At 62.2% G+C, this 13,021-nt stretch carries 14 protein-coding genes; 5 read left to right on the top strand and 9 right to left on the bottom strand.

Annotated features, from left to right (window positions below):
* Positions 1-82 precede the first annotated feature (82 nt).
* The 6 genes from KZJ38_RS01345 to ada form a co-directional block, all read right to left on the bottom strand.
* Positions 83-457 carry a hypothetical protein gene (locus KZJ38_RS01345; protein ID WP_219798448.1) on the bottom strand — a complete coding sequence of 125 codons (375 nt, stop codon included), beginning with the start codon at positions 455-457 and terminating at the stop codon, positions 83-85.
* A gap of 667 nt (positions 458-1,124) precedes the next feature.
* The gene (locus KZJ38_RS01340; protein ID WP_219798447.1) at positions 1,125-1,829 is read right to left on the bottom strand and encodes an OmpA family protein; all 705 of its coding nucleotides are present in this window, start codon (positions 1,827-1,829) and stop codon (positions 1,125-1,127) included.
* Between the two features lie 111 nt (positions 1,830-1,940).
* Complete coding sequence (locus tag KZJ38_RS01335) at positions 1,941-2,447, bottom strand: hypothetical protein (RefSeq protein WP_219798446.1); 507 nt, start codon at positions 2,445-2,447, stop codon at positions 1,941-1,943.
* 309 nt (positions 2,448-2,756) lie between these two features.
* Positions 2,757-4,370 (bottom strand): glutamate--cysteine ligase, encoded by a 1,614-nt coding sequence (gene gshA, locus KZJ38_RS01330; protein WP_219798445.1) that lies wholly within the window; start codon positions 4,368-4,370, stop codon positions 2,757-2,759.
* Positions 4,371-4,785: 415 nt separating this feature from the next.
* Positions 4,786-5,700, bottom strand: a complete 915-nt coding sequence (locus tag KZJ38_RS01325; RefSeq protein ID WP_219798444.1) for a DNA-3-methyladenine glycosylase family protein — start codon at positions 5,698-5,700, stop codon at positions 4,786-4,788.
* Complete coding sequence (gene ada / locus KZJ38_RS01320) at positions 5,697-6,890, bottom strand: bifunctional DNA-binding transcriptional regulator/O6-methylguanine-DNA methyltransferase Ada (RefSeq protein WP_219798443.1); 1,194 nt, start codon at positions 6,888-6,890, stop codon at positions 5,697-5,699. Before ada ends, KZJ38_RS01325 begins: the two co-directional genes overlap by 4 nt.
* A 482-nt stretch (positions 6,891-7,372) precedes the next feature.
* On the opposite strand from ada, the gene KZJ38_RS01315 reads away from it, so the two are divergent.
* On the top strand, positions 7,373-7,798 hold the full coding sequence (locus tag KZJ38_RS01315; RefSeq protein ID WP_219798442.1) for a VOC family protein: 426 nt from the start codon (positions 7,373-7,375) through the stop codon (positions 7,796-7,798).
* Between the two features lie 56 nt (positions 7,799-7,854).
* Here KZJ38_RS01315 and KZJ38_RS01310 read toward each other — a convergent pair whose 3' ends face one another.
* Positions 7,855-8,433, bottom strand: a complete 579-nt coding sequence (locus KZJ38_RS01310; RefSeq protein ID WP_219798441.1) for a YaeQ family protein — start codon at positions 8,431-8,433, stop codon at positions 7,855-7,857.
* A gap of 257 nt (positions 8,434-8,690) precedes the next feature.
* Here KZJ38_RS01310 and KZJ38_RS01305 point away from each other — a divergent pair, with 257 nt between their 5' ends.
* The gene (locus KZJ38_RS01305) at positions 8,691-8,981 is read left to right on the top strand and encodes a hypothetical protein (RefSeq protein WP_219798440.1); all 291 of its coding nucleotides are present in this window, start codon (positions 8,691-8,693) and stop codon (positions 8,979-8,981) included.
* Here the strand turns inward: KZJ38_RS01305 and sap1 are convergent.
* The gene (sap1, locus tag KZJ38_RS01300) at positions 8,963-9,298 is read right to left on the bottom strand and encodes a surface attachment protein Sap1 (RefSeq protein ID WP_219798439.1); all 336 of its coding nucleotides are present in this window, start codon (positions 9,296-9,298) and stop codon (positions 8,963-8,965) included. The two genes, KZJ38_RS01305 and sap1, sit on opposite strands and share 19 nt — an antisense overlap.
* A 496-nt stretch (positions 9,299-9,794) precedes the next feature.
* Here sap1 and KZJ38_RS01295 point away from each other — a divergent pair, with 496 nt between their 5' ends.
* The 3 genes from KZJ38_RS01295 (at position 9,795) to KZJ38_RS01285 (ending at position 11,530) form a co-directional block, all read left to right on the top strand.
* Positions 9,795-10,427, top strand: a complete 633-nt coding sequence (locus KZJ38_RS01295; protein ID WP_219798438.1) for a LysE family translocator — start codon at positions 9,795-9,797, stop codon at positions 10,425-10,427.
* A gap of 184 nt (positions 10,428-10,611) precedes the next feature.
* The gene (locus KZJ38_RS01290) at positions 10,612-10,782 is read left to right on the top strand and encodes a hypothetical protein (protein ID WP_219798437.1); all 171 of its coding nucleotides are present in this window, start codon (positions 10,612-10,614) and stop codon (positions 10,780-10,782) included.
* Between the two features lie 472 nt (positions 10,783-11,254).
* Complete coding sequence (locus KZJ38_RS01285) at positions 11,255-11,530, top strand: hypothetical protein (RefSeq protein ID WP_219798436.1); 276 nt, start codon at positions 11,255-11,257, stop codon at positions 11,528-11,530.
* Between the two features lie 55 nt (positions 11,531-11,585).
* Here KZJ38_RS01285 and mnmE read toward each other — a convergent pair whose 3' ends face one another.
* Positions 11,586-13,013: a tRNA uridine-5-carboxymethylaminomethyl(34) synthesis GTPase MnmE gene (mnmE, locus tag KZJ38_RS01280; protein ID WP_219798435.1), complete on the bottom strand. Its 1,428-nt coding sequence runs from the start codon at positions 13,011-13,013 to the stop codon at positions 11,586-11,588.
* Positions 13,014-13,021: the final 8 nt, after the last annotated feature.

Here is a 13,021-nt window from a genome sequence, read left to right as displayed (position 1 = left end):
CAGTCAACGTTGAACCGGCGGTTCCGTAACGTATGCGTGGACGCAAGGCTGATCAGGCGATTTGCGATTCGCTGGACGCGATTCACGCGCGAAGGTCAGCCGAGCCCTGGCGGGCCTGCTTGCCGGCGGCGGCGCGACACGCGGGCGCGTCGGAGCGCGTCTGGCAGATGACCGCGCCCGGCGCGATGCTTTTCATGGCCGACGGCGCCTTTGCTTTCATCGATGTTACGGCCAGCAACGCGACCGGCTTGACCGTAGCGGCGGGCTTCGCGCTGCGGCGCGCGCGCCGATGATCGATCCACGCGAGAAATAACACCCCAAGCGATCCGCCCGGCAGCACGAAAACGACTGCATAAAGGGCGAATTTCCACCAACGATACGGCTTCTGAAAATTAAGCAGCGCGGAATCGATCAGGGAGCGGCTCAGGCCGCCAAGGGTGTTTTTCAGGTACAGCATCGCGGGATTTCCTCTGCGGCCGGCACGGGCGGGCACGCTTTGAAGCGGTCAGAACATGGTCTCGAATGGCGCGAATCGCGCGTAACTCGTTGACTGACATAATATTGACTATGCAATTAAGTTTCAACATAGTCCGCGCGCAACCCCTGATCGAGTGTTGTTTTTCGAGCAGGCGCTTTGAGGAAGATCTGCGTTTTGTCTGATGTAGGAGATGAGCTGACGCACACCAAATCTGTGCATTTCGTGCTCATTAAGCAAGGAGTGACCCGATTATTCTCGCCAGATGCAAATAACGGCGCGCTGAAGGTGAGTGCTTGCTAACAGCGCGGGCCGATAAGGCATCCGGGAATGGCCGTCGTCGACCGCAAATGGAACCGTTGGCGCAAAAGAGTTTTACGCTTTGCGCCACCTAAAAGTGCAGCGACGTAAAGTGACCAACGCTTGAGGACACGGCTCGTTTTAGTTGCCTAGGCATGAATGCTATCGGGCGTATTTGCGCATCCTATCGATGGATGCTGAAATTCGCGAGGGTGCTCGCGACGCGCCCGATGCAAACGGTATGGACGAAAAAAAAACGGCATCGGCTCAATGCCGATGCCGCCGCACAATACGGGTCCGGGGAACGACGGCCCGTTTTTTCTGGCGGAAAAGAAACCGCGGAAAGGTATTACTGGCCGTCGACCTGGATTTCGACGCGGCGATTCTTCGCGCGGCCTGCAGCCGTCGCATTCGTATCGACCGGCGATGCGCTGCCGTAGCCATTCACGCTGTAATTCGCGGCGCGCAAGCCGTGCGATCCGAGATATGCCTGAACCGAGCGCGCGCGGGCTGTCGACAGCCGCTCGTTGAGCGCGGCGGAACCGGTCGAATCGGTGTAGCCGGCGATCGTCAGTTGCTGGACATCGACGCCGCGATTGGCCGCGATAAATTCGTCGAGGTTCGCCTTGGCGGCGGGCGTGAGCGTCGCGCTGTTGGTGGCGAAGTTCGCGTCGCCTTGCAGCGTGACCTTGCGAGCCGGCGCGGGTGCCGGTGCGGGCTGCGGAGCCGGTTGCGGCGCCGCTTGCGGAGCAGGCTGCTGAACGACCGGCGTCGCGCAGGTGAAGAGAATTTCACGCGGATCGTTTTCGGGCTTATAGCCGGAGATCGCGCGATCGGTAGCGGACACGCGCAACGCCTGCTTGTCGCCGCAAACCTTGCGGACCTGGTCCATACAGCTTTCCGTGGTTTCGGCGAGGCCCAGACACTGCACGCGATGCGCCTGCGTGCCGTTGGCCAACGTGATCACGTCGTTGTTATAGGTAAGACCGGATGAAGTGGTGCAACCAGCCGCGAGTGCGACGCAGGCGGCCGCGAAGAAAAGTCGAATGTACATGGGAGCTTCTCGATGGAATTGAGGGTGACCGAACGATAAATTCGGTCATCGACATGTCCAATCGGAGAAGTCTTAAAGCATCCCTATAAAGCCGCGTGACGGACTCGCTGACTACTGCGAGACCGGCTCGCCTGTAGGCGACGGCATCGTTTGCCCGGGCATCGCGTCGGCGGGATGGGTTGCCGGTGGCGTCGACGTGCCTGCCGGCGTCGTGACATTCGCATTCGCGTTTGTGTTGCCGCCTCGCACGTACTGCTTGAAGTCCGCGCCCGCTTCCCAGGGATTCGGCTTGCACCCGAGCGAGCTGTCGCAATGCGCGGAGAAGCCGATCGTCGATGTGCCGTCGTTGTTCGACGCCTTCGTGATCTGATAAGCGAGGTCGCGCTTGCCGCCGTCGGGGCCCGCGGTCTGGATCAGCGAATCGGTGGCGGTCGTCACGTCGAAGCGCGAATGATCGGTCACCCAGGTTCGCGCACGCTGCCACCACATGTCGCATTCGGCTTTCGTCGAGCACGTGAGCGGCGCCGTGGCGATCTGCATCACGTCGGGGTTCACCTGCCCGCGCGTCGAGCATCCGGCGGCGAGCACGCACAACACGGCCAATAGACCTTTTTTCATCGCATCCTTCCTCCCTGAACGATGCACGCCCTCGTCGCGAGCTTCGCGCGCCGGTCTGCAGGCGCTTCGCAGGCTGTTTCGCAGGCCGGTCTGCAATACTGCAATACAGGTTGGACCCGCGCGCGCCGAGCGTGTTTCATGCGATTGAATGCGATCGGGTACGTTTGGGGCCACGCTTCGATGCTTTCACTCGATGCGCGGCGGCGGCGGTGGAATTCTTGCTGATCGCGCACGCGCGCGAGGTCCAGGCGGGTAGACGTTACCTCGCGATACGTACGCGCGACTTTTCGCAGTTTCTGAATGCCGACGTCAGACGCTGAAGCGGTTCAACGTGTACGCGCGATACGCGGCGACGAACGCATCGAATGAGCCCGTTTCTTCGCGCTCGAGTTTTTCTTGTGCGGCGAGCGATTCCACGGCGAGCGTCTCGAACTCTTTCTCCGACGCAGCATCGAGCGGCCGCGCGCCGAAGTACGCCGCGTGCGCTTCGCTTTGCTCGAGCCCAAAGGCGAGGAAGCCTTGCTGCTTGTCGCGCATCGTTTGCAGCACGCGCGCCGAAGGCGTCAACGACGGGTCCGCGAGCTTCGCGCGCTGCGCCGCGACCGCACGCGTATGACTGTCACCGCCTTGAACCGCATCGAGCGTGGTCGCCGCGATGGCGATGCGATCAAGCAAGGTGTTCGCCCAATCCATCATCGCCACGGGCTGACCATCGCGCATCAGTTCGAGGCCCGGCTTGCGGCCTTCCGTTGTCACGAGACAGAAGTTGCGGTTCGCTTCTGTGTACGCGAGCGGCGGCAGCGGCGCGCTGTCCTCGAGGGCGCAGACAAGCAGATACGCATCGAGGAAGCGCGCGGCTTCGAGCGACAGGCCGGTCGGTTCGAACGGATCGATATCCATGCAACGGACTTCGACGTATTGCACGCCGCGCGCCGCGAGTGCATGCAGCGGACGCTCGCCCGAATACGTGACGCGCTTCGGCCGGATCGTCGAGTAGAACTCGTTTTCGATCTGCAGCACGTTCGTGTTGATCTGCACCCATTCGCCGTCGCGCTTGGTACCGATTGCTTCGTACTGCGGATAAGGCTGGCTGACCGCTTCGGCGAGCGCATCGAGGTAGCCGGAAAGCGTGTCGTAGTCCGCATGAAGCGCGGACTGACCGGTCGTGTTCGAGTAGCCGAGATCGCTCATTCGCAGGCTCGTGGCGTACGGGCGATAGAACGTGTCGGCGTCAAATGCTTCGAGCGTATGCGGACGGTTGCGCAAAAAGCGCCTGTCGAGCGCCGGCGACGCGCCGAACAGATACATGAGCAGCCAGTTCGTGCGGCGGAAATTGCGGATCAGCGCGAGATAGCGTTCGGACTGGAAATCGACCGCGCTCGCAGTGGATTGCTGGTCGACGTGCAGCAGTCGCCACACTTCTTCGTTCAGCGAATAGTTGTAGTGGATGCCGGCGATGCATTGCATCGTGCGCCCATAGCGCAAAGCGAGGCCGACGCGATACACGTACTTCAGCTTGCCGATATTCGATGTGCCGTAGCGCGCAATCGGGATTTCGTCGTCTTCGGGCAGCAGCCCGGGCATCGAGTTGTTCCACAGAATCTCGTTGCCGAGCTTTCCGTAGACGAAGCGATGCAGCGTTTCGAGTTGCTCGAGCGCGAGCGAGGCGTCGTGCTCGGCGGGCGTGATGAGTTCGAGCAGCGCTTCCGAATAATCGGTGGTCAGCGACGGATGCGTGAGCGCCGAGCCGAGCGCGCGAGGATGCGGCGTCGTCGCGAGACGACAATCGTGTGTGACACGCAGACTTTCTTTTTCGATGCCGCGCAGGCCCGTCGTCAGCGCGTCGCGCTGCGGGCCGGAAGTCAGCACGGACAGACGGTGTAACAGCGCGTCGGTCGTGCGCGGGGATTTCGTGTTTGGCATTGAATGATGTCGCACGCTGCCGGGGTGGTGATACCCGGCTACCGCATGCACGATGCGGTTGATCACGCGCGGCGTAATTTTCAGTAGCGGGCACTTTAACATCTCGCCACGACGGCTGCTTGACCCGACTTGGCGCGCTTTCGAAGCGACTCGGCGGGCGGCGCAATTCGGTTCGAATAGCGCGTGCCCGGGCGCTGGGTCGGGCGTGCGTGCTCCGTCTACTGTACGCCGCAGGTGGGTGTTTTACACGGCGTGCAACCCGTTTATGCGCGCTTATGCTCGTTTTCGCGTTGCACCATGAGCGGTGGTCGTCAGGCTGAGGTCGGCATGGTTAGGATTGGTATGAGCTGTGATCGCCAGCTTGCAAATAAATGCCGTCTTTATACCAACGGTTAGCGATCTCAACTAACCGGTGCTATCCGCCCCGCGCGGCGCCCATCCGGTCCGTAACTTCATTCCACAGGTGCATCGCGGCATACGCGCGCCACGGCCGCCACGCATCGGTGCGCGTGCGCTGCTGGGTCGGGCGGACCAGCGCCGGGTCGCGCGCGGCGATCGATTGCATCAGTACCAGATCCCATGCGGGCCACGCATCGGCGTCGCGCCATGCGCGCATTGCGACGTATTCGACGGTCCACGGTCCGATGCCGGGCAGCGCGAGCAGCGCGGCGCGCAGCGCCGCGGCGTCGGCGGTGGGGTCGTCGAGCGGCACCGCGCCGGTCGCGACTGCCTGCGCGAAACCTTGCAGTGCGGCAACACGCTTGCCAGGCATGCCGATCTGCGCGAGATCGACGGACGCCAGCGCGGCCGGTGTCGGAAAACGCCACGCGGTGCGTTCGTGCGGATGGTCTTCGATACGTTTGCCGGCGCGCTCGACGAGCCGGCCGATGATCGTCGTCGCGGCTTTCACGCTGACCTGCTGGCCGACGATTGCGCGCACGACCAGTTCGAAGCCCGACCACGCGCCCGGCACACGCAGACCGGGCGCCGCGTCGACGAGCGGCGCGAGCCACGGATCCGCGGAAAGCGCCGCGCCGATCGCGCGCGGATCGGCGCGCAGGTCGAACATGCGCGAGATCGGTTCGACGAGCGAATCTGCATGGCGCGCGGCGGCGCCGTCGATGGTCGCGACGAGGCAGCGCTTCTTCGGATGCTGCGTGACCTGCAGCGTGCCGCTGTCGCCGGCCCATTCGATCGCGCGCCGGTACGCGCCCTCTTCGACTGCTTCGACCCCTGGTGTTGCGCGGCCCGAGAAGAAGCGCAGCGTGCGCGGCCAGTCGTACGGTGCTTTGAACGGTAGTTCGAGTTCGATGTTGTTTTGGGTGCTCAAGCGGCGTGGCCCAGGTCGGCGGTTTGGTTTGATTGGCGGGTTGCGGTTGCGTTTGAGGTTGCCCTGCCGCGAGTGGCGGCAGCCGTGGACGCGCCGCTTGTCGATTTGCCGTTCGCCGGCGCCGCATGCGATGCGCCGTCGCCGTGCTGCCGTTCTGCATCGAGCAGCGCCGCCTTGCGCTCCGCGCCCCAGCGATAGCCGCTCAACGACCCGTCCTTATGCAGCACGCGATGGCACGGAATCGCCAGCGCCACCGGGTTAGATGCGCACGCGCCGGCGACCGCCCGCACGGCCTGCGGCGAGCCGACCGCTTCCGCGATCTCCGAGTAGCTGCGCGTCTCGCCGTACGGAATCCGACGCAGCGCGTCCCAGACGCGCTGCTGGAACGCTGTCGGCGCGATGTCGAGCGGCAGGTCGACGCGCTGCTCCGAGCCACGCAGGTACGCATCGATTTGCGCGACGAACGGGGCGAGCCGTGCCGCATCCTCGACGAGTTCGGCGTTCGCGAATTCCTCACGGAGTCCGTCGACGAGTTCGGCCCGGTCGTCGCCGAACGCGATCTTGCAGATCCCGCGATCGGTGGCCGCGACGAGCACGGTGCCGAGCGGCGTCGATGCGCTCGCATGGCGCACGACGAGGCCCGCGCCCTTGCGGCGATACGCGGACGGCGCCATGCCGAGTTCAGCCGGCGCGGTGTCGTACATGCGCGACGGCGAGCTGAAGCCGGCGTCGACCGTGGCGCGCGTGACGTTGGTGCCCCGCTTGAGCGCGTCGCGCAGCGCCGCGCCGCGCTGCGCGGCCTGATACTGGCGCGGCGACACGCCGACCACGCGCTTGAAAAGTCGTTGCAGATGGAACGGGCTCACATGCACCGCGTCGCTCAGCTGGGCGAGCGTCAGCCGCTGCTGCGGGTCCGCATCGAGCACCGCGCACGCGCGATTGACGATGTCCATCTCGCGCGGCAGACCGCCCGGCTGACAGCGCTTGCAGTCGCGGTAGCCGGCGGCGCGCGCGGCGTCCTGGGTCGCGAAGAATTCGACGTTCTCGCGGCGCGGCTGGCGCGATGAGCACGACGGGCGGCAGAACACGCCGGTCGTCTTCACGGCGTAGAAAAAGGCGCCGTCCGCCTGCGCGTCGTGGCTCGCGACGGCGGCCCAACGGTCGGATTCGGTGGAGTATGCGGTTTTCATCGTTAGCGCTCGTGGACAGGTTTCGACGGTTCCCAGATTACGGCGCACGTCGACACACTACGCTCCGCTTCTTGCTGTGTCATTGCGCGGTCGCTGCCCGGCTGGACACAGGCCGGGGCTTCCCTGCGCTTCCCAATTATTGGGGGCGGAAGCGCCGTCCTTATGCCAATGTGGCAAAACGACACAACATCGGGTTTTCCCTTAAAAAGTTATTGCGTCGCGGTAGGCCGTTGTGTATAGTGATTCCTGTCTCCTCCATGTCTCCTCCTGATATGGATTCAGCCCGCTCAAATCAGCGGGCTTTTTTTCGTCCATACGTTTCGTGGCGGTCCTGCGGTTGCTGGTATCCGGGCGGTCGTGTCCCGTGTGCGGCGGCGTTCTCCGGCAAGTCATCTTCCCATTTTGCCCTGCTGCGCCCGGCCCTCCCGCCTATCCCCTACACTCTTCATCACGGCTCCAAACCAGTTGAAGAGGCGGCAATCATGAAGTTTCACATCCGCGAGATTGACCACGTCGTAATCAGGGTCGAAGACGTCGACGCGATGACGCGCTTCTATTGCGACGCGCTCGGTTGCAGCGTCGAGAAGGAACAACGCGACATCGGATTGACCCAGTTGCGCGCCGGCCGCTCGCTGATCGATCTGTTGCAGGTCGGCGCGAAGATCGACCGTCCGGATAGCGGACCGCCCACCGCAGGCCGGAATATGGACCACCTGTGTCTGCGCGTCGAACCGTTCGACGAAGCGGCGCTCGAGGCCCATCTGATCGAGCGTGGCGCGCGCATCGGCGAAAAAGCGGTGCGTTACGGCGCGGACGGGTTCGGGCCGTCGCTGTACCTGTTTGATCCGGAAGGCAATATGGTCGAGCTGAAGGGGCCGCCGGACGCGGCGCGGACGACGTCGCTGTAAAGGCCGACGCCCACGTCGGCGCCGGTGCCCAGGCGATCAGCCTCACTTACTTCATTTCACTTCGCGCCCTGCGAAACCGACCGCGCGTCCGCTGCGCCCTTCAACACCGTCCATTCGATCGGCACCGCATCGGCGTCGGCGCTGCCGAGCCACGCGGCGCCATCCTGCACCGTGCATTGCAGACGCATCGTTCTTGCCGCGAGCGCGCCGAGCGCCGCTGCGACATCTTCGCCAAGCGACCAGACCGTCACATTGCGCAACCGCTCGACCTTGCCGCGCACGCCTTGCCACCAGATGTCGGAGGTCCGGCCGCCATACGCGATCACGATGACCTCGTTTGCGCGGCCGCTCGCTTTCGCGATGCGCCGCTCGTCGGGCTGGCCGATATCGATCCACGTTTCGATCGCGCCGGTCAGATCTTTCTGCCAGAGATCGGGTTCGTCCGTGTCAGAGAGGCCTTTGCAGAACTCGAGCCGTTCCTGGGCGAACAGGGCGAACGCAGCAACGCGGACCATCATCCGCTCGGCGGTTTCGGACGGATGCAGGGCGATGGTCAGCGAATGGTCGGCGTAGTAGTGCCGATCCATGTCGGCGATCTGCAGTTCGGCCTTATAGATTGTCGATTTGAGCGCCATGGAGAGTCCCGGTCCCGCAAACGAGGACCGGAGAGTAAAGAGTGATTCGGGGCCGTAGTAGCGTGCCATTTTGATACTGCCTTCTGTCGCGCGTCACGCGCGTCTCGCCGATGAAACGGTTTTTGCCGAAGCGCGGCGAGGACGGATGTCTTCGCTTGCCGTACAACGCACTCAGCTTCCTATGATGTGAGATGAAGCAATGGGCGTGCCGCGCGACGCATCGGTTTGACACCGGATCGAAAGGCGGGAGGAGCGTGATGATACCGAATCTGCCGACGCGGTATGACAGCGAGATGGCGAGACGTGAACGCAAGTGCGGCCAGGCGTTCTACGCGCTGATGGAGGATTTAAGCCAACTCGTGCGCGTTGCAGGTGGCGAACAGGTATTCCGGTGTTGCGTGAAGGTGAGCAAAAGTAAAACGGCTGGGCGATTATCGCCCAGCCGTTTTCGGGTACGCAAAACCTTGTTCGGTCTTCTAAAGACCGTCACTGTCTGGATTTATCCGACAAAGCGTCGGGTGAAAACCCACTATTGCTTGATGAAATGATCGTTGGTCCAGAGGCCTTCAGTGTCGCTATTCGCCGCGTTGACGAATTCGACGTCGTGTCCATCGACACGCACGATGCGGAAAGTCGCGTTTTCAGGAGTGGACAGGCATTGGAAGCCTGAGAAAAACTCCTGCATTTTCTGCTGCTCGCCGGCCTGCTCGTGCTGGCGCACCGCGTCGAGCTTGTCCTTCGACAGACAGCCATACGCATTGGCCTTCAATTGCACAGTTTGTTGAGGCTTCAGGTCCTGGGCCTGGGCGGCAGATGCAGCTGCGAAAGCTGCCATAGCAAAGAGAACCGCGACGCGCATCTTCATAAACACCTCCGTGCGGGTTAATACTCAGGTTAGCTATGTATTTAACTTCAGGGGGATACCCGCACTTTCGAATTTAGAAGAACTACGTGGAATCACAAGCATGACTTGTGTGCGATTGCAATAGCGGCGGATTGTCGCAGCTTCATTCGTGCGGTGACGCACGTGAATGCCACCGGGAAAAAGATGCATATTTAATCGCGACTGCTGGACCGATTCGACTCGACCGCTTTGTCCGACAATCGTCTGCGGCCAATATTCTCGTTTACGCGGACATGCAATTAAGTGACTGGCTAAACGCTTTAACGATACTTGATGCAACGCACACAAAGTCATTGAAGTGATTGGCGAAAAAGCACGGTCGCATGTGGCAAACGGCGAATAAAAATCATGCCCGAACGACAACGGCCCTGCCGCGAATGTGCGACGCTGCAGTTCGTCTTGCACTTCGAGAAAGTTCGTGGATAAATCGGAACGACTTTCCAGGGAGACTTCCGTTATGACGCTGGCCCACTGGCTTCCGTTCTTTATTGCATCAGCCATTCTCGTCGCCATTCCCGGCCCCACCGTGCTGCTCGTCGTGTCGTACGCGCTCGGTCACGGACGCCGCTATGCGCTTGCGACCACCGCGGGCGTCGCGCTTGGCGATCTGACGTCGATGACCGCGTCGATGCTCGGGCTCGGCGTGATCCTCGCCGCGTCGGCAACGCTTTTCACCGCGCTCAAATGGGTCGGCGCCGCTTACCTGATCTATCTCGGTGTGAAGTTGTGGCGCGCGCCGGTCCAAGCCGAAGACGCGACGCTCGACACGAGCACCGAGACGCGCACGGGCCGCATTTTTACCCATGCATACGCAGTAACGGCGCTCAACCCGAAGAGCATTGTCTTTTTTGTCGCGTTCGTGCCGCAGTTCATCGATACGCAAGTCGCGACGTGGTCGCAGATTGCGGTGTTCGAGGCGACCTTTGTCACGCTCGGCGCGCTCAATGCGCTCGGTTACGCGTTGCTTGCGTCGGTGGCGCGTCGCGCAATTCGCCGGCCTGGCGTGCAACTTGCTGTAAATCGCACAGGTGGAACCTTACTGATCGGGGCCGGCATGCTCGCAGCGGCCTGGAAAAAGGCCGCTGCCTAGAGTGCTTTGTGGCGTTGCGCCACCGTTGTGTAGCAATGAGCCGTGCGAGGGTGAACCTTGGCGAAAAGGTACGGTCTGCAATCTCAGTGAAGATTGTGCGTGCTCACCCACACGGAATGCATGCAGCAACAGGTAGGACGCCTACAATGAAATTGCGAGTCAACATCGATCCACGGAGGCTAATGTGATCGAGCATCTGGTTCTAGGCGCGTTTCTGATTGTGCCGCTTCTGATCGTCGCATTTCTCTTTTCGGATGAGCTTTGGCAGGAACATCGCCAGCAGCTCGAGGAAGAGTTTGACGCGGCGCGCCGGATGGATTGGCGGCATCCGATCCGTAGCTTCCTGCATCACTGAGCATTCCCGGCTCCGGATTCCTTTCGCGATCGCGGGAGGCGTTCGGGTCGGTTGTTGCGAGTATTCGCGCTCATTCGCGCTGTTTTGTGTTTCGTGGAAAGCGTGCTTCGTGTAGCTGTTGGCTCTGGATCTTGCCGAGCCCTGCGCTTACCACGTTGTGCGGCTCGGAGTCCCCACCGGGCGGCAAGACAGCGGACGATGAGCCGTTGTGAGTCTATTGCGCCGCCGCACTCTGCGTCACTTCACTGATCACTCTCCGAATTGCCCCTTAAACGCCGCATTGCTCGCCCGATTGCGATCGCAGTCGCGCGCCTATGCTTGGCATATCTATTCGTCTAATCCCATTGCGCATTAAATGCGACCTACCTGTTATTGGAGGGTGGCGCGGCGATGAAAAGGGCGCTACATTTAATCTTCAGAAGATCAGACGTAATAGAACGTAGGGGCCTGACTATTGCACCGGGGGGCGCATATGAACGGGTTGCTCGATCGCGATATTGCTCACATTGCTCGTGTGATGCGTCCATCACTGACTGGCGATTTCGGCGGTCCTATTCTCACATCGGCTTATTGGCGACAGCGGCTGCATCGGCTGCTCGAAGCGCCGATGCTGACCAAGGTGCAGTTGTGCGCAATCGATAGCCTGCTGATTGAACTCGACGAGTTCGATGCCGGCGGCCTCGGCGTGATGTTTCCGCAACCGATTGAAGCGGCTGACGGAACGCAAGAGGCCATCCAGTCGGCTTGAATGCTGCGTGTGTGGATTCGCGCGTGCTAGTGTTTTCGCGCGATGTCTTGCTTTGCTATTTGCCGATACAGAAGCGGCTGAAAATCACCCCCAACAGATCATCGGAAGTGAATTCGCCGGTGATCGAATTCAATTGCTCCTGCGCGAGCCTCAATTCTTCCGCAAACAAATCCAGCGCCTGGGCGTTCTGATCGGCGTGTTGGGTGGCGAGCGCCAGGTGCGCGTCGGCGGCGCGCAGTGCAATCAGATGACGCTCGCGTGCGAGATAGACGCTTTCTGCTCCAGCCTGCCAGCCCGCAATGCGCAGCAGTTCCGCGCGCAGCAGTGCGATGCCGTCGCCGTGTTTCGCTGACAGGCGGACTTCGCGCAGGTCGGCGCTGCGTGATGCTTCGCCCTCACCTTTGCCATTTGCGGCTTCGAGTTCGCGTACGGCCGCTGGGAATTCCGTCAGATCCGTCTTATTCAGAACCCGCACTACAGGCACGCCTTTAGGAAAGCGCTCAGCGATGCGCTCGTCTTCGGCCGTCACGCCTGCGCGTGCGTCGAGCAAATGCAGCACGACATCGGCCTTTTCGATCTCGCTCCAGGTGCGAGCGATGCCGATCTTCTCGACTTCGTCTTCCGTATCGCGCAGGCCGGCCGTGTCGATGATGTGCAGCGGAATGCCTTCGATCTGAATCGTCTGGGCGACCTTGTCGCGCGTCGTGCCGGCGATCGGGGTGACGATCGCGAGTTCGGCGCCCGCCAGCGCATTCAGCAGCGACGACTTGCCGACATTCGGCTGCCCCGCCAGCACGACCGACAGCCCTTCGCGCAGCAGCGCGCCTTGCCGCGCATCACGGAGCACGGCTGCAAGACGCTGACGAATCCGCCTGAGCTTGCCGCGCGCATCCGCGGCTTCGAGGAAGTCGATTTCCTCTTCCGGAAAATCGAGCGTCGCTTCAACGAGCATCCGCAGCGTGATGACTTCTTCGACGAGCGCGTGGATGTCGCGCGAAAACGCGCCTTCGAGCGATCGTCCCGCCGACCGTGCCGCAGCCTCGGTGCTCGCCTCGATCAGATCCGCGACGGCTTCCGCTTGCGCGAGGTCGAGCTTGTCGTTGAGGAACGCGCGGCGCGTGAATTCGCCCGGCTCAGCGAGGCGCAGCGCGAAGGCCTTGCCCGCGTCGACGCAGCGTTGCAGCACGAGCTGCAGCACGATCGGGCCGCCGTGGCCCTGCAGTTCGAGCACATGTTCGCCGGTGTACGAGTGCGGCGCCGGAAAGTACAGCGCGATGCCGCGATCGAGCACGTTGCCGGCTTCGTCAAGGAACCCGACGTAACTGGCGTGACGCGGCTTCAGCACTTGCCCCGTGAGTGCGCGCATCAACGTTTCGGCGGCTGCCTCGCCGGCCCGTCCGAACGAAATACGCACGACGCCGATCCCGCCGCGTCCGGGTGCGGTGGCGATGGCGACGATGGGATCGGAGTCGGTCGAGAGCATGGCAAATC

This window comes from Paraburkholderia edwinii (assembly GCF_019428685.1).
In the GTDB taxonomy this organism is placed as follows: Bacteria; Pseudomonadota; Gammaproteobacteria; order Burkholderiales; family Burkholderiaceae; genus Paraburkholderia; species Paraburkholderia edwinii.
Note: the sequence above shows the minus strand (reverse complement) of the source record. Positions and strands in the feature narration are given on the sequence as shown.